Raw genomic sequence first — 16135 nt, 5'->3', positions numbered from 1 at the left:
GGCACGGCCGCATCGGCCGTGCCCCTCGTCGCGTACCGGTGCAGGTCGTGAAGTTTTTCTACGGTTAAGCCGCTAGGTATTGAAACTTCTGTTCACCGTCGGGTTGACTGTCGTCCATGCGAACCCGCAGTCGACCCGCCCGCCTCGCCGGCGTCCTGCTGCTGACGCCGTTGCTGACCCTCACCGCGCCGCCACCGTCCGCCGCGACTGCCGCGCCGTCGGCCGTCGCGCCGCCGGGCGCCACCGCCGCCGAGGACGCGCCACGCGCCTCCTCCCGCCCAGACTCCGCCGTCGCGCTCGCCGGTGTGGAACCGGCCGGCGGCCTGGAGACCGCCAAGACCACCCGGCCGGTCGCGCCCGGCCTCGACCTGACCTCCTTCGACAGGTACGACGCGGCCGGCTGGCTGCGCGCCGACGCCCTCACCGCGGACCTGGCCGGCGGGCTCACCGTCGACTACGTGAACTCCGGTGAGGTCACCAAGGACGAGCCGCTGCGCGCCGCGGTGGATCGCTCCCGTGCCGTCGCGGCCGTGAACGGCGACTTCTTCGACATCAACAACTCCGGTGCCGCCCAGGGCGTCGGCGTCCGCTCCGGCGAACTGGTGCAGTCCCCAGTCGCCGGGCACCCCAACGCCGTCGGGATCAGCGCCCAGGGCATCGGCCGGGTCGTCGAGGTCGGCTTCGAGGGCACCGCGACGCTGCCCGCCGGGCCGGTGCCGCTCACCCAGTTCAACAACATGGTGCAGCGCGACGGCGTGGGCGTGTTCACGCCGCTCTGGGGGTCGTACACCCGCAAGCGGGCCGTGGAGGGCGCGACCCGGACGGTCGAGGTGACGGTGACCGGCGGCCGGGTGGCGAGCGTCGCCACCACGGCGGGCGAGGGGCCGATCCCGGCCGGCACCACCGTGCTGCTCGGCCGCGAGGCCGGCGCCGACGCGCTCGCCGTGCTGCGTCCCGGCGACGCGGTGGACCTGACCTGGCGGCCGCGGGCCTCCGACGGCGGTGACCTGCGCGCCGCCGTGGGTGGCGGCAACGTGCTGGTCCGCGACGGCGTGGTGCAGAGCATCGCCGACGCGTCGCTGGCCCCGCGCACCGCCGTCGGCTTCTCCGCCGACGGCCGCAAGATGATCATGCTGACGGTGGACGGCCGCCAGGTGGACAGCCGCGGCGTCACCCAGACCGAGATGGGCCGCATGATGGCCGAGCTGGGCGCCGCGAACGCGCTCAACCTCGACGGCGGCGGCTCCTCCACGCTGCTCGCCCGGGAGCCGGGCGCGGCCACGGTCCAGGTGGAGAACAGCCCGTCCGACGGCAGCGAGCGGCCGGTACCGAACGGGCTGGCCGTCTACGCGCCGAAGGGCAGCGGCCGGCTCACCGGCTACTGGCTGGAGACCGCCAGCGACCCGACCGCCGCACCCGGCGTCGCGCCGGTGCGCGGCGGCCGGCCGGACCGGGTCTTCCCCGGCCTCACCCGCCGGCTCACCGCCGCCGGATACGACGAGACGTACGGCCCGGCCGCCGGCGAGCCACGCTGGCACGCCACCCACGGACGAGTCGACGGCGACGGCGTGTTCCGGGCCGCCGTCCCCGGCCACAGCACCGTCACGGCCGCCCGCGGCCGGGCCCGGGGCACCATCGAGCTGACGGTGCTCGGCCCGCTGCAGCGGATCGACGGCACCGTCGACCGGGTCGGCCTGGACCGGGCCGGCGACAGCGGCCTGTTCGGCGTCGTCGGCTACGACGCCGAGGGCAACACCGCGCCGATCGAGCCGGCCGACCTGACGCTGGAGTACGACAGCGACCTGCTCTCCGTCACCCCCACCGCCGACGGCAACCTGGCCGTCAAGGCGCTCGCCGCGACCGGCTCGGCGCTGGTCACCGCGCGGGTCGGCAACCGCACCACGGTCCTGCCGGTGACCGTCGGGCTGACCGACGTGCCGGTGGCCGGGTTCGACGACGCGGCGTCCTGGAAGTTCAGCCAGGCCCGCGCCTCCGGGTCGGTCGCACCGGCCGAGGGGCACACCGGGGGCGGGCTGCGGATGTCGTACGACTTCAGCCAGTCCACCGGCACCCGGGCCGCGTACGCCGACCCGCCCGCCTGGATCGACGTACCCGGCCAGCCGCAGGCGTTCGGCATGTGGATCAAGGCGAACGGCACCGGCGAGTGGCCCAGCCTGCACCTGCACGACGCGCAGGACACCCAGTTCGTGCTGCGCGGCCCGTACCTGGACTGGACCGGCTGGAAGTACGTCGAGTTCGCCGTACCGCCGGGCGTGCAGTACCCGGTGCGGGTACGCCGGTTCTACGTGGCCGAGACCGACCCGGCCAAGCAGTACCGCAGTGAGGTGGTGATCGACGATCTGGTGGCCCGGGTGCCGCCGGACGTGCAGGCGCCGCCGGAGCCGAACCGCACCGACCGGGTGGTGCTGCGCGACGGCACTGTGGACGGGGCGCCCTGGCGCTTCGCGGTGCTCTCCGACGCCCAGTTCGTCGCCGCGAACCCGGACAGCGACCTGGTCGCCCAGGCCCGCCGTACGCTGCGCGAGGTCCGCGCCGCGCGGCCCGACTTCCTCATCATCAACGGCGACTTCGTGGACACCGCCTACCCGGCCGACTTCACGCTGGCCAAGCGCATCCTGGACGAGGAACTGGGCGGCGAGGTGCCGTACCACTACGTGCCCGGCAACCACGAGATCATGGGCGCGCCGATCGACAACTTCCGCAGCGCTTTCGGGGACACCTCGCGCGTCTTCGACCACCGGGGCACCCGGTTCCTCACGCTGAGCACCGCCACCGGGTCGCTGCGCGGCGGCGGGTTCGACCAGGTGGAGCTGCTGCGCCGGACGCTCGACCAGGCCGCCGCCGACCGCTCGGTGGGCTCGGTGGCGGTGTTCTTCCACCACCCGCCGCGCGACCCGAGCCCGGCCAAGGCCAGCCAGCTCGGCGACCGCAAGGAGGCGGCACTGGTCGAGCAGTGGCTGGCCGACTTCCAGCACCGCACCGGCAAGGGCGCGGTCATGGTCAACGGCCACGTCGGCACGTTCCACGCCGACCGGGTGGACGGCGTGCCGTACGTGATCAACGGCAACTCGGGCAAGGATCCGTCCACCCCTGCCGCGCTCGGCGGGTTCACCGGCTGGACCGAGTTCGGGGTGGACCCGGTGACGCCGGGGGAGGCCGAGCGGGCCCGCCGTGACCCGCTGGCCGAGGGCCCGGAGTGGGTGAGCGCGGAGATGCACGCGCACGTCGACCGGCTCGCGCTGGCCGCACCCGCGCAGGTGTCCCGGCATACGCCGGCCGACGTCACGGCCACGCTCACCCAGCCCAGCAGCCGGCAGGTGCCGGTGGCCGCGCCGGTCAGCGCCGACTGGTCCGGTTCGCCGAACCTGCACATCGGCGGCGCGGCGGGCGTACGCCCCTGGCACGCCGCCCGCTTCGACCCAGTGACCGGCAAGCTGACCGCCCTGCGCCCCGGTGCCCAGGTCCAGCTGACGGTCACGGTGAACGGAGTGAAGGCCGAGACCCAGGTGACCACGACCCGGTAGCCAACGCCCCGACCTCCGCCCCGGTGATCATGAAGTTGGCCCGGACAAAAGCGACAGGAAACGCCGCTAACTTCATGATCGCCGGGGTCGGGCCGGGGTCAGTGGGGAGTGGGTGGGGTGGGGGTGGGAATGCTGACGGGTGGGCCGGCGTTGGAGGTGGCGGACCTCCTGTGCCGGGTGGAAGACGCCCGTGGCAGACTGGTCAATCGGCCACCGGTTCCGGTTCACGCCCGAGCCCGTCGTGACGACGGGGAGCACCGACGGCGACCCGGCGACCACCGACGAAAGGACCGAGGCGACATGAAGCCCAACATCCACCCGGAGTACGCGACCACCGAGGTCCGCTGCTCCTGCGGCAACTCCTTCACGACCCGCAGCACCGCCAAGGGCGGCGCCATCAGCGTCGAGACCTGCAGCGCCTGCCACCCGTTCTACACCGGTAAGCAGCGCGTGCTGGACACCGCCGGCCGGGTCGCGAAGTTCCAGCAGAAGTACGCCAAGGTTCAGGCCAAGAAGGCCAAGTAGCTCCGTCGACGACGCCCGTGTCCGGCTCCTGCCGGGCACGGGCGTTCGTCCGTTTCCGCCGGTTCTTGCGTGAAGGAGCACCCGCAGCATGAGCAGTGAGCGCCTGGCCGCCCTCCTCGACGAGTACGCCGAGCTGGAGAAGCGGCTGGCCGACCCGGCCATCCACGCCGACCAGGGCACCGCCCGGCGGGTCGGCCGTCGGTACGCCGAACTGGTTCCGCTGCACAAGGCGGCCGGCGAGCTGGAGCAGGCCCGCGCCGACCTGGCCGCCGCCCGCGAGCTGGCTGCCGAGGACCCGACGTTCACCGGCGAGGCGGACACCATCGCCGCCTCCCTGCCGGCGCTCGAGGAACGGCTCGCCGAACTGCTCATCCCGCGCGACCCGCACGACGCCAAGGACGTGATCGTCGAGATCAAGGCCGGCGAGGGCGGCGAGGAGTCCGCGCTGTTCGCCGGTGACCTGCTGCGGATGTACACCAGGTACGCCGAGCGGCACGGCTGGGTCACCGAGGTTATCGACGCGCAGGACTCCGACCTGGGCGGAGTCAAGGACGTCTCGCTGGCGATCAAGAGCAAGGGCGTGCCGGAGGGCGGCAACGGCGTCTGGTCCCGGCTCAAGTGGGAGGGCGGCGTGCACCGGGTGCAGCGCGTGCCGGTCACCGAGTCGCAGGGCCGCATCCACACCAGCGCCGCCGGCGTGCTGGTGCTGCCCGAGGCGGAGGATGTCGACGTCACCATCGACCCGAACGAGCTGCGCATCGACGTGTTCCGCTCCTCCGGGCCGGGTGGGCAGTCGGTGAACACCACCGACTCGGCGGTCCGGATCACCCACGTGCCGACCGGCATCGTGGTCTCCTGCCAGAACGAGAAGTCGCAGCTGCAGAACCGGGAGCAGGCCATGCGCATCCTGCGCGCCCGGCTGCTCGCCGCGGCCCAGGAGCAGGCGGACGCGGCGGCGTCGGACGCCCGCAAGGCGCAGGTCCGCACCGTGGACCGGTCCGAGCGGATCCGCACCTACAACTTCCCGCAGAACCGGATCACCGACCACCGCATCGGCTACACCGCGTACAACCTCGACCTGGCGCTGGCCGGCGAGCTGGACGGGGTGCTCGACGCGCTGGCCGAGGCGGACCGCGCGGCCCGGCTGGCCGGCGAGACCGAGCTGTCCCGCCGCTGACCGCTTGGGGTGTTAAGCGGGGGCCCCTCCTCTACCGGAGGCGTTAACAGGGGGGCCTTCCTTACCGCTCAGCTCGCCCGCAACCGCGCCTTGGCGCGCAGCATCTCCCGGTCGGCCAGCTCGAACGCGGTGCCGAGCGCCTCCCGCACGCTCACCGTGGTGCTGCCGTCCACCTCGGCGAAGCCGATCGTCACCCCGACCGGCGTGCCCGGCACCAGGGACTCCCAGTCCTCGGTGCGGACCGCCGCCTCGATCCGGCGGGCCACCTCGACCGCCTCCGGCATGCCGGTGTCGGGCAGCACCACGACGAACTCGTCGCCGCCGTAGCGGGCCACGAAGTCGCCCCGCCGCATCACCCGGTTGATCACCCCGGCGACCCGTTGCAGCACCAGGTCGCCGGAGTGGTGGCCGTGGCGGGTGTTCACCGCCTTGAACCCGTCGAGGTCGCAGACGCCGATCACCACCCGCTCGCCCCGGGACACCACGGCGCCCAGGTAGCGCTCCAGCCGGCGCCGGTTGGGCAGGCCGGTGAGCGGGTCGGTGAGCGCCTCGCCCTCGTACCGGGCCGCCTCGCGGCGCATCTCCTCGTGGTCGATCCGGGCGGCGATGCCGTCGATGTAGACGTCCCGTAGCCGGTCGCTGCGCCGCGCCGCCAGCCGGAACGCGTGCCGGTCGGCCCGGTGCGCGCCCGCGTGGTCGCCGGCCCGGGCGAGCGCGATGCTGCGCAGCCGGGGCGGCTCGGCCGCGCCGAGCGTCTCGTCGGAGACCCGCAGCGCGTCCAGCCTTGTGACCGCCTCGATCGGGCGTCCGGCCGCCACCGCCAGGCAGACCTGGCCGAGCTGGCGCAGGTCGCGGGCGCGTGCGCTGTCCCCGCCGTGGCCGAGCAGCCGGTTCGGGTCGGCGTCCCCGGCGGACTCCACCCGGTCGCCGAGCGCGGCCCGGCGGGCGGCGGCGTAGCCGTACGCGGCCAGGCTGCTCGGGCGCAGGTTGCCGGCCCGTCCGCCGCGCAGGAACCGGGCCAGGTCACCGGCGACGTCGCGCAATACGCGCAGGCAGCCGTCGCTGTCGCCGTTGTGGTCGAGCGCTACCGCGTTGCGCAGCCGGATGCCGGGCGCGGCGAACGTCTCCTCGGGGATGCCGACGCTGAGCCCGACCTCCCGGGCCCGCTCGATCGCGCCGAGCGCGTGACCGTGGAAGCTCAGGTACGAGTACGCCATCGCGAGGTCGTGCCAGCCCCAGGCGGTGTCCCGGTCGGGGGTGTCGTCGGCGCCGAGCGCGCGGGCGGCCCGGACCAGGTGCATCACGCACCTGTCCAGCGCGCCCTGGTGGTGGGCGGCGAGTGCGGCCAGCGCGTTGAGGTGCCCGTGCAGGTAGGGCTCGGCCAGGTCCCGTACGGCGGCGGAGGCGTCCTCGACGGCCCGGGTGAACTCGGCGGTCCGGCCGAGGTTGATCAGCGCGGACAGGCGTTGCACGAGCGCGTCGGCGCGGGCGTACGGGTCGTCCGTGGTGTGGATGACGCGGTCGAGCAGGGCGCACGCCTCCGCGGACCGGCTGGCCTCCTGGAGTGACCGAGCGCGTCGGAGAGCGTCAACCTGGTCCTCGACCTGGTCGAGCCAGCCCACTCGCGACCTCCCTGCGGTGTGCGCCCGGACGCACCCGCTCGTGAGGTGAGCCGCGACGCCTCATGATTATTGCGTGACCGCACTCCCGCAACACCCGTCCGAAGGGACAGAACGCGAACGCCCCTCGCTGGTGATCAACCGGGTGGCGCGCGCGCTCGCCGCGGCGGGCGTCGAGGCGCCCCGCGCCGAGGCCGAGCAGCTCGCCGCGTACGTCCTTGACGTGCCGCGCGGCCGGCTGGCGCTCGCCGACGGTTTCACCCCGGCGCAGCGCGACCGCCTCGACGAGCTGGTCGGGCGGCGGGTGACCCGCGAGCCGTTGCAGCACCTGCTCGGCTCGGCCGGTTTCCGCCATCTGGAACTGGCGGTCGGGCCGGGCGTATTCGTGCCCCGGCCGGAGACCGAACTGCTGGCCGGCTGGGGGATCGAGCGGGCCCGGGAGCACGCCGCGCCGCTCGTGGTGGACCTGTGCAGTGGTTCCGGCGCGATCGCCCTCGCGGTCGCGCATGAGGTGCCCGCGGCGCGGGTGGTGGCGGTGGAGCGGTCCCCGGCCGCGCTGGCGTGGCTGCGGCGCAACGCGGCGGACCGGGCGGCCGCCGGGGACCGGCCGGTCGAGGTGGTGGCCGCCGACGTGACCGATCCGGACCTGCTGGCCGGCCTGGCCGGGCGGGTCGACGTGCTGCTGTGCAACCCGCCGTACGTGCCGAGGTCGGTGGCGGTGCCCCCGGAGGTGGCCGGGCACGATCCGGACGAGGCGGTGTTCGGCGGCGCGGACGGGCTGGACGTGATCCGGCCGGTGGTCGGCCGGGCCGCCGCGTTGCTGCGCCCGGGCGGCGCGATCGGCATCGAGCACGACGACACGCACGCGGCGGCGGTGCCCGCGCTGCTGCGCGGCGACGGCCGCTACGACCGGGTCGAGGAGCACCGGGACCTCGCCGGGCGGCCGCGCTGGGCGAGCGCGTCCCGGCGGGCGGACGGCACCCACGCCGAGCCCGCCCGGGCGTGGCAGACTGACTCCTCGTGATGCTCTACGACTGTCGGTCGCCCGCCGACCGGGACCGCGGCATCGCCGCTGCCATCGAGGCGGTCAAGAACGGGGAACTCGTCGTCCTGCCGACCGACACGGTCTACGGCATCGGGGCGGACGCCTTCACCCCGTACGCGGTGAAGGCCCTGGCGGACACGAAGGGTGCCGCCCGGCAGGCGCCCCCGGTGCTCATCGGTTCCCGGCACACGCTCGACGGCCTGGTCTTCTCGCTGCCCGGCGCGGCCCGCGACCTGGTCGAGGCGTTCTGGCCCGGTGCGCTGACCATCGTGGTGGAGCACTCGCCGAGCCTGGCCTGGGACCTGGGCGACTCCAGCGGCACGGTGGCGGTGCGGATGCCGCTGCACCCGGTCGCGCTGGAGGTGCTGCGGGAGACCGGGCCGATGGCGGTCGCGTCGGCCAACAAGATCGGCCAGCCCGCCGCGCTCACCGCCGAGGAGGCGCGTGACCAGCTCGGCTACGGCGTCCGGGCGTACCTGGAGGCCGGGCCGGCGGTGGACCCGGTGCCGAGCACCATCGTCGACCTGACCGGCGACGTGCCGCGGGTGCTGCGCGAGGGCGCGGTGACGCTGGCGAAGCTGCGCGAGGTCGTGCCGGACATCCTCGACGAGCGGGGGGTCTGAGTGCCGCCCTTCACCGTCCTGCACGTCTGCATGGGCAACATCTGCCGGTCGCCGATGGCCGAGCGGCTGCTGCTGCTCGCGGTCCGGGAGCGGCTGGCCCGCCTCGACGTCGACCCGGCCGGGTCGGACGCGCTCGTGCACAGCCACAGCGCCGGCACCGGCGGCTGGCACGCGGGGGAGGAGATGAACCCGCCCGCCGCCCGGCAGGTGATCTCGCGCGGCGGTGACACCGAGGGGTTCGCCGCCCGTCGGCTGCGCTCCGACCTGATCGACGCCGCCGACCTGGTGCTCACCGCCACCGCCGACCAGCAGGAGTACGTGGTGGCGCTGCGGCCGGACGCCGCCGCGCGCACGTTCGTCCTCGGTGAGTTCGGCCGCCTGCTCGGCGCGCTGGACCGGTCCGCCCTGCCGCCGACCGAGCCGACGCCGGACGCCGTGTACGCGCGCGGCACCGCGCTCGTCGCGGCCGTCGACGCGGCGCGGCAGAACGCCTCCGCGCTGCCCACCGACGACCTGGACGATCCGTGGGGCCGGGGCGACCAGTGCTTCAGCCGGGTCGCGGACGAGATCGAGGAGACCGTGCAGCCGCTGGCTGCCGTCCTGCTCCCCTGATCGCGGTTCATCCTTCCTCGCGAACTTCCTGCGCATTTCGCGGAAGATGGCGGCGAAAGCGGCCATTCCGGTCATTCTGAACGGGTCCGTACGGCCGGCTCCTGCGGGGAGAGCTGATGAACCGGGCCTATCTCGACAAGCTGTTCACCGTTGTGCTCGCCGGCGTGCTCGCCGGACTGGCCCTGGCCGCAGCCGCGCTGCCGGCCGCGCTGGTCTTCGGGCTGGGCGTGAAGAACCTGATGCCGTACACCGCGTTGCCGGAGGCGCTCAAGACGCCGCAGCCGGCACAGCGGTCCAACCTGTACGCGAACGACGGGCGGACGCTCATCACCTCGTTCTACGTCGAGGACCGGGTGGATGTGCCGGTCGGCGAGGTGGCGCCGGTGATGCGCGACGCCATCGTGGCCGCCGAGGACGTGCGCTTCTACGAGCACCACGGCGTCGACGTGCGCGGCGTGGCGCGGGCGTTCACGGCCAACCGCCGCGAGGGCACCCGCCAGGGTGCCTCCACGCTGACCATGCAGTACGTGCGCAACGCGCTCGCCGGTGACACCCGCCTGACCGAGGAGCAGCGCGCCGCCGCCACCGAGATCACCGTCGGGCGCAAGATCCGCGAGATGCGGTACGCGCTGACGCTGGAACGGCAGGTCGGCAAGGACGAGATCCTCGGGCGCTACCTGAACATCGCGTACTTCGGCGCCGGTGCGTACGGCATCGCCGCCGCCAGCAAGCGTTACTTCTCCACCACCCCGGAGCGGCTCACGCTGGCCCAGGCCGCGCTGCTCGCCGGGCTGGTCCGGTCCCCGGCCGACGACCCGATCAACGGGGAGGCCGACTCGGCGCTGCAACGCCGGGCGTACGTGCTGGACCGGATGGTGGAGACCGGCCGGGTGAGCGCGGCCGACGCCGAGGCGGCGAAGGCCACCGAGCTGGCCCTCAAACCCAACACCACGCCGAACGACTGCGCGGCGGTGCCCGCCGACCACAACGACTGGGGCTTCTTCTGCGACTGGTTCACCCAGTGGTGGAACGCCCAGCCGGCGTTCGGCGAGAACGTGGACGAGCGGCAGCGGACGCTGCGCCGGGGCGGCTGGAAGATCGTGTCCTCGCTCGACCCGGACGTGCAGGCCAAGGCCAGCGAGCAGGTGCGGGCGATCTACCCGGAGACGATCGCGCGGGCGGCGCCGACCGCCGTGGTGCAGCCGGGCACCGGCCGGGTGCTGGCGATGGCGGTGAACCGCACCTACGGCACGGCCGCGAACCCGGACGGGCAGCAGAACTACCCGAACACGGTCAACCAGCTGGTGGCCGGCGGTGGCGGCATCACCGGCTACCAGGCGGGCTCGACGTTCAAGCTGTTCGCGCTGCTGGCCGCGCTGGAGTCGGGTCTGCCGCTGGACACCGAGTTCGACGCGCCGCGCGTCTACGTGACGCAGTACCCGGTCGGCGCCGGCCCGGCGAGCTGCGGCGGCCGGTGGTGCCCGGCGAACGCCAACACGTACTGGATGGACGGCGACCGGGACATGTGGGACGCGTTCGGCCGGTCGGTGAACACGTACTTCGCGTGGCTGACCGAGCGGGTCGGCGCGGACCGGGTGGTCGAGATGGCCCAGCGGCTGGGCATCGTGTTCCGCGCCCCGGCCGACGCCAAGATGGCCCGGGAGGGTGCCAAGAGCTGGGGACCGTTCACGCTCGGCGTCTCCGCCACCACGCCGCTGGACCTGGCCGGCGCGTACGCCGCGGTGGCCGCCGAGGGCACCTGGTGCCGGCCCACGCCGGTCACCTCGATCAGCGACCCGGCCGGCCGCAAGGTGGCCGCCGGGAACACCGACTGCCGGCAGGTGCTCGACACCGAGGTGGCCCGCGCGGCGGCGGATGCCAGCCGCTGCCCGGTCGGCGACCAGTCGATGTACCGGCGCTGTGACGGTGGCACCGCCGAGGAGCTGGCCCCTGGTCTGCGCCGGCCGGTGGCGGGCAAGACCGGCAGCTCGGAGCGGAACGCCACCGAGACGGTCGTCGCGTTCACCCCGCAGTTGTCGGTGGCGACGATCGCCGCGAACCCGGACGACCCCCGGGACGCGGTCGGCGGCGGCGTGCAGAAGCGGCAGATCGCCGCCGTGGGCCGCATTCTCGCGTGGTCGCTGCGCGACGAGCCGGTACGCGACTTCGTCCCGCCCGGCCAGGCGGTGGCCTTCCAGCACACCAGCCCGCGCACCGGCAACTGAGAGTCAGCTCGTCGACCTGCCGTACCGCGCGACAGCGGTCCGGACGGCTTCGTCCACCACCGCTGTCGTGCGGTCAGGAGTGACCGTCCAGCCCGGGAGGACCAGGCGCGGCCAGAACAGGTAGTTGGAGATCATCCCGAGGAACTGCGTAGCGGCCATCTCCGGGTCGTCGACGTCCGCGGCTCCCGCCTCGTGCTCGGCCACGAGGTAGGTCCGGACGGACTCGAAGTACGGCAGTTTGCCCTGGGAGAAGTGCGCTCGGGCCAGTTCGGGAAAGCGTGGCAGTTCGGCGATCACGATGCGGAACAGGTCGGTCATCTCGGGCCGGCCCAACAGCGTCGCGTAGTGCCGCCCGAGAACCGTCAGGCCGGCCGTCAGGTCACCGGAGGGCGGCACGTCGGCGACGTCGTTGCGGGCCCACGAGTCGATGACGATGGCATCGAACAACGCCGCCTTCGTCGGGAACTGCTTGAACAGCGTCGCCTTCGACACGCCGGCACTCTCGGCGATGCGCGCCAGTGACGCCCGGTCGTAGCCCGACTCCAGGAAGAGCTCGGTGGCGGCCCGCACGATCAGCGCGCGCTTCTCCTCCGCCACGCGCTGGTGATAGGCCGACGGCGCTGGGGTCATGCGCCGATCATAGCGAGGTGAGTGGGTTGACTCACCATTGGCGGGGGCGTAGCTTCGGGTGGTGAGTCGCTCGACTCACCACCTGTCCCGGGTGGTCGTCTCGTACGTACCGGAGGATCCGATGTCCCGCTTCGCCGATCAGACAGTCCTCGTCACCGGAGGCAGCGGTGGGCAGGGGGCCAGCCACGTCCGCGCCCTGCACGCCGAAGGCGCCAATGTCGTCATCGGTGGCATCGACGCCGAGCGTGGCGCCGGCCTCGCCGCCGAGCTGGGGCACCGGGCCCTCTCCATCCGCCTGGACGTCACCCGGGAGGAGTCGTGGGCGGCCGCCGTCGCGGAGACCGAGAGGGCATTCGGTGCGCTCACGATCCTGGTCAACAACGCCGGGGTGCAGAACCCGCCGGCCCCCATCGAGTCCACCGACCGGGCCACGTGGGCCCGCATCCTCGACGTCAACCTCACCGGCACGTTCCTCGGCATCAAGGCAGCCGCCCCGGCGCTGCGGCGCGCGGGGGGAGGAACGATCGTCAACATCGGCTCCACCATGGGCATCGGCGGTACCGCCCTGTACGCGCCCTACGTCGCCGGCAAGTGGGCGGTTCGAGGGCTCACCCGGACCGCCGCCCTCGAACTGGGTCGCGACAACATCCGCGTCAACGCGATCCACCCCGGCGTGGTCGCCACCCCGTTCATCACTGAGCCGGCGGCCGGCAGCGACGCCCCGATCGCCGACTTCTACTCGCCCGAGCCGTTCGCCGTCCCGCGACTCGGGCAGCCCGCCGACATCACCGCGCTGCTGATGTTCCTCGTGTCGCCGGACGCGGCCTTCATCACCGGGGCCGAGTACGTCATCGACGGAGGGCTGCTCCTCGGCCCCGCACTGAAGAACGGCTCTCCGTCCTAACCGGCGGGGTGTTCGGCGCCCCGGGCGATGTTGCGGGCCATGCCGCCGAAGACGACGGCGTGGAACGGGGCCACCGAGGCCCAGTAGAGGTGGCCGGGCAGGCCGCGCGGGAGGAACACGGCACGCTGGACGTACCTGCTGCGGCCGTCCCCGTCCGGCTCGGCGCGCATCTCCAGCCAGGCCCGCCCGGGTAGCCGCATCTCGGCGCGCAGCCGCAGCAGCTCACCCGGGACGATCTCCTCGACCCGCCAGAAGTCCAGCGCCTCGCCGACCTGCAGCCGGTGCGGGTCGCGCCGGCCGCGGCGCAGCCCCACGCCGCCGACCAGCCGGTCCATCCAGCCGCGCACCGACCAGGCCAGCGGGAACGAGTACCAGCCGTGCTCGCCGCCGACGCCCTCGATGACCCGCCACAGCGCCGACGGCGGCGCGTCCACCGTCCGCTCCCGCAGATCGGTGTACGCGGTGCCGCCGGACCAGTGCGGGTCCGACGGCAACGGCTCGGCGGGCGCGTCCGGCCCGCTCGCGTTCGACCAGCGCGTCTCCACCTCCGCGTCCCGCACCTTCGTCAGCGCCAGCGCGACCGCCTGGTCGAAGCCGATCAGCCCGTCCGGCGGGTCCGGCACGTACCGGGCGATGTCGTGCTCGTGCGCCACCGCCTCGTGCACCAGGCTCTCCACGAGCGGCCGGGCGATCGCGTTCGGCACCGGCGTGATCAGGCCGACCCAGTGCGAGGAGAGCGACGGGGTGAGCGGGCGGACCGGCAGGATGACCCGGCGCCGCAGCCCGGCGACCCGGGCGTACCGCTGCATCATCTCGGCGAACGTCAGCACGTCCGGGCCGCCGATGTCGAAGGCCCGGTTCACGTCGGCCGGCAGGTGCGCGCAGCCGGCCAGGTAGCGCAGCACGTCCCGGACCGCGATCGGCTGGATCCGGTTGCGCACCCAGCGCGGGGTGACCATCGCCGGGAGCCGCTCGGTCAGGTAGCGCAGCATCTCGAACGACGCCGAGCCGGACCCGATGATCACCGCGGCGCGCAGCACCGCCGTGGGCACGCCGCTGTCCAGCAGGATCCGCGCGACCTCCGCCCGGGACCGCAGGTGCGCCGAGGGCAGCCCCTCGCGCTCCGCCGGCTCCGGCCCGCCGAGATACACGATCCGGCGTACGCCCGCGGCGCGCGCCGCCTCGGCGAAGTTCGTCGCCGCCTCCCGGTCGGCCGCCTCGAACCCGCGCTGGCCCAGCGAGTGGACCAGGTAGTACGCCACCTCCACGCCCTCGAACGCGGCCGGCAGCGTCTCCGGCCGGCGCAGGTCACCCTCGACGATCTCCGCCTCGGCCGCCCACGGCACGTCCCGCAGCCGCCCGGCGGTCCGGGCCAGGCAGCGTACGGTGTGCCCCTCGGCCAGCAGCCGGGGCGCGAGGCGTCCGCCGATGTAGCCGGTAGCACCGGTGACGAGGCATCTCACGGCCTCCAGTGTGCGGCTCCGTAGACTCCTTCGCTGTGGAGAACGCGAGGGACACCTTCTGGGGACCGGACTTCCAGCAGCTCAGCACCGTCGACCCGGAGATCGCCGAGGTGGTGCTGGGTGAGCTGGACCGGCTGCGCGGCGGCCTGCAGCTGATCGCCAGCGAGAACCTGACGTCGCCCGCGGTGCTGGCCGCGCTGGGCTCCACGCTCACCAACAAGTACGCCGAGGGCTACCCGGGGCGGCGCTACTACGGTGGCTGCGCCGAGGTGGACCGGGCCGAGGAGCTGGCCGTCTCCCGGGCGAAGGAGTTGTTCGGCGCCGAGCACGCGAACGTGCAGCCGCACTCCGGGGCGAGCGCCAACCTGGCCGCGTACGCCGCCCTGGTGCAGCCGGGTGACACGGTGCTGGCGATGGACCTGCCGCACGGCGGGCACCTGACCCACGGCAGCCGGGTGAACTTCTCCGGCAAGTGGTTCCACCCGGTCGGCTACACGGTCCGGCGGGACACCGGGAGGATCGACTACGACGAGGTACGCGACCTGGCCCGCGCGCACCGGCCGAAGATGATCATCTGCGGCGCGACCGCGTACCCGCGCCTGATCGACTTCGCCCGCTTCCGGGAGATCGCCGACGAGGTCGACGCGTATCTGATGGTGGACGCCGCCCACTTCATCGGCCTGGTGGCCGGCGGCGCGATCCCGTCCCCGGTGCCGTACGCCGACGTGGTCACCGCGACCACCCACAAGGTGCTGCGCGGCCCGCGCGGCGGCATGATCCTCTCCCGCGAGCCGCTCGCGGCCCGGGTCGACAAGGCGGTCTTCCCCTTCACCCAGGGCGGCCCGCTGATGCACGCCGTCGCCGCCAAGGCGGTCGCGCTGCGCGAGGCCGCGCAGCCCGAGTTCCGCACGTACGCCGCCCAGGTGGTCGCCAACGCCCGCGCGCTCGCCGACGGGCTGGCCGCGGAGGGGCTGCCGCCGGTCTCCGGCGGCACCGACACCCACCTGGCCCTGCTCGACCTGCGCGAGACCGGCGTGACCGGCGCCCAGGCCGAGGCCCGCTGCGACGCCGCCGGCATCACGCTCAACAAGAACGCGATCCCGTACGACCCGCAGCCGCCCTCGGTCGCCTCCGGCATCCGGGTGGGCTCGCCGAGCGTCACCACCCAGGGCATGCGCGAGGGGGAGATGCGCCGGATCGCCACGCTGATCGGGCGGGCGGTGCGGACCGATCCGGAGTCCGCCGGTGGCGGCGACGAGCTGACCCGGATCGCCGCCGACGTGACCGAGCTGGTCACCGAGTTCCCGGCGTACCCCCGTGGCTGAGCCCGGGACGCACGCGGCGGAGGCGGCCGCGGACCGCGGCTGGCGACTGCGCCACCTGCCGGTGCTGCTGGCGGCGGTCGCGGTGCTCGCTGCTGCCGCGGCGGTGGCCGGCGGGGTGTGGCGTGGCGCGGACGGCGCGCTCGGCGCGGCGGCCGGGGTGGCCGTCACGGCTGCCAGCTACACGCTCACCACAGTGGTCCTGGCCTGGGCGGACTCCAAGGACCCGCAGCTCGTGCTGCCGTTCGGCCTGGGCCTGTACGTCGCCAAGATCACCGCGCTCGGCGGCGTGATGGTGCTGGTGGCGTCGACCGGCTGGCCGGGACTGGTCCCGTTCGCGCTCGGCATCGCCGCGGGTGTCGTGGTGTGGACCGGTGTGCACGTCTGGTGGCTCACGACCGTCCATGCCCGACGGATGCCGCGCTGAGGCGTCCCACCCTTCGGG

13 protein-coding genes are annotated in these 16135 nt (G+C 73.9%); 10 read left to right on the top strand and 3 right to left on the bottom strand.

The genetic code is table 11. The features are described 5' to 3' along the window. The first annotated feature begins 116 nt into the window (after positions 1–116). From AC2CHG_RS03300 to prfA, 3 genes are all read left to right on the top strand, one after another. Positions 117–3545 (top strand): phosphodiester glycosidase family protein, encoded by a 3429-nt coding sequence (locus AC2CHG_RS03300; protein ID WP_484524122.1) that lies wholly within the window; start codon positions 117–119, stop codon positions 3543–3545. A 300-nt stretch (positions 3546–3845) separates the two neighbouring features. Beyond that, on the top strand, positions 3846–4070 hold the full coding sequence (gene rpmE / locus AC2CHG_RS03295) for a 50S ribosomal protein L31 (RefSeq protein WP_184688060.1): 225 nt from the start codon (positions 3846–3848) through the stop codon (positions 4068–4070). 88 nt (positions 4071–4158) lie between these two features. Beyond that, the gene (prfA, locus tag AC2CHG_RS03290; protein ID WP_366622476.1) at positions 4159–5247 is read left to right on the top strand and encodes a peptide chain release factor 1; all 1089 of its coding nucleotides are present in this window, start codon (positions 4159–4161) and stop codon (positions 5245–5247) included. A gap of 68 nt (positions 5248–5315) precedes the next feature. On the opposite strand, the gene AC2CHG_RS03285 is transcribed toward prfA, so the two are convergent. Then, positions 5316–6869: a GGDEF domain-containing protein gene (locus AC2CHG_RS03285; RefSeq protein WP_484524121.1), complete on the bottom strand. Its 1554-nt coding sequence runs from the start codon at positions 6867–6869 to the stop codon at positions 5316–5318. Between the two features lie 130 nt (positions 6870–6999). Here AC2CHG_RS03285 and prmC point away from each other — a divergent pair, with 130 nt between their 5' ends. The 4 genes from prmC (at position 7000) to AC2CHG_RS03265 (ending at position 11371) form a co-directional block, all read left to right on the top strand. Further along, positions 7000–7890 carry a peptide chain release factor N(5)-glutamine methyltransferase gene (gene prmC, locus AC2CHG_RS03280; RefSeq protein WP_410054928.1) on the top strand — a complete coding sequence of 297 codons (891 nt, stop codon included), beginning with the start codon at positions 7000–7002 and terminating at the stop codon, positions 7888–7890. Then, on the top strand, positions 7890–8534 hold the full coding sequence (locus AC2CHG_RS03275) for an L-threonylcarbamoyladenylate synthase (RefSeq protein WP_262013863.1): 645 nt from the start codon (positions 7890–7892) through the stop codon (positions 8532–8534). The genes prmC and AC2CHG_RS03275 overlap by 1 nt, the downstream gene beginning before the upstream one ends. Next, entirely contained in the window at positions 8535–9146 is a 612-nt protein-coding gene (locus tag AC2CHG_RS03270; protein ID WP_366622480.1) for an arsenate reductase/protein-tyrosine-phosphatase family protein, read from the top strand. Positions 9147–9262: 116 nt separating this feature from the next. Continuing rightward, the gene (locus AC2CHG_RS03265; protein ID WP_484524120.1) at positions 9263–11371 is read left to right on the top strand and encodes a transglycosylase domain-containing protein; all 2109 of its coding nucleotides are present in this window, start codon (positions 9263–9265) and stop codon (positions 11369–11371) included. A gap of 3 nt (positions 11372–11374) precedes the next feature. On the opposite strand, the gene AC2CHG_RS03260 is transcribed toward AC2CHG_RS03265, so the two are convergent. Then, positions 11375–12001 carry a TetR/AcrR family transcriptional regulator gene (locus tag AC2CHG_RS03260; protein WP_484524119.1) on the bottom strand — a complete coding sequence of 209 codons (627 nt, stop codon included), beginning with the start codon at positions 11999–12001 and terminating at the stop codon, positions 11375–11377. A gap of 61 nt (positions 12002–12062) precedes the next feature. On the opposite strand from AC2CHG_RS03260, the gene AC2CHG_RS03255 reads away from it, so the two are divergent. After that, complete coding sequence (locus AC2CHG_RS03255) at positions 12063–12905, top strand: SDR family NAD(P)-dependent oxidoreductase (protein ID WP_484524118.1); 843 nt, start codon at positions 12063–12065, stop codon at positions 12903–12905. Here the strand turns inward: AC2CHG_RS03255 and AC2CHG_RS03250 are convergent. Next, positions 12902–14368: an SDR family oxidoreductase gene (locus AC2CHG_RS03250; protein WP_484524117.1), complete on the bottom strand. Its 1467-nt coding sequence runs from the start codon at positions 14366–14368 to the stop codon at positions 12902–12904. The two genes, AC2CHG_RS03255 and AC2CHG_RS03250, sit on opposite strands and share 4 nt — an antisense overlap. A 35-nt stretch (positions 14369–14403) precedes the next feature. Between AC2CHG_RS03250 and AC2CHG_RS03245 the strand changes: the two genes are divergently transcribed. Next, positions 14404–15693 carry a serine hydroxymethyltransferase gene (locus AC2CHG_RS03245; RefSeq protein ID WP_484524116.1) on the top strand — a complete coding sequence of 430 codons (1290 nt, stop codon included), beginning with the start codon at positions 14404–14406 and terminating at the stop codon, positions 15691–15693. Continuing rightward, positions 15686–16117 (top strand): hypothetical protein, encoded by a 432-nt coding sequence (locus AC2CHG_RS03240; protein ID WP_484524115.1) that lies wholly within the window; start codon positions 15686–15688, stop codon positions 16115–16117. The genes AC2CHG_RS03245 and AC2CHG_RS03240 overlap by 8 nt, the downstream gene beginning before the upstream one ends. Positions 16118–16135 lie beyond the last annotated feature (18 nt).

The organism is Micromonospora sp. ATLC20, from assembly GCF_057196585.1.
This window is presented reverse-complemented; position numbering and strand designations above follow the sequence as displayed.

Excerpts from the sequence above, each read along its gene's own strand:
- AC2CHG_RS03300 (WP_484524122.1), top strand. The coding sequence starts at position 117 with ATGCGAACCCGCAGTCGACCCGCCCGCCTCGCCGGCGTCCTGCTGCTG.
- rpmE (WP_184688060.1), top strand. The coding sequence starts at position 3,846 with ATGAAGCCCAACATCCACCCGGAGTACGCGACCACCGAGGTCCGCTGC.
- prfA (WP_366622476.1), top strand. The coding sequence starts at position 4,159 with ATGAGCAGTGAGCGCCTGGCCGCCCTCCTCGACGAGTACGCCGAGCTG.
- AC2CHG_RS03275 (WP_262013863.1), top strand. The coding sequence starts at position 7,890 with ATGCTCTACGACTGTCGGTCGCCCGCCGACCGGGACCGCGGCATCGCC.
- AC2CHG_RS03265 (WP_484524120.1), top strand. The coding sequence starts at position 9,263 with ATGAACCGGGCCTATCTCGACAAGCTGTTCACCGTTGTGCTCGCCGGC.
- AC2CHG_RS03260 (WP_484524119.1), bottom strand. The coding sequence starts at position 12,001 with ATGACCCCAGCGCCGTCGGCCTATCACCAGCGCGTGGCGGAGGAGAAG.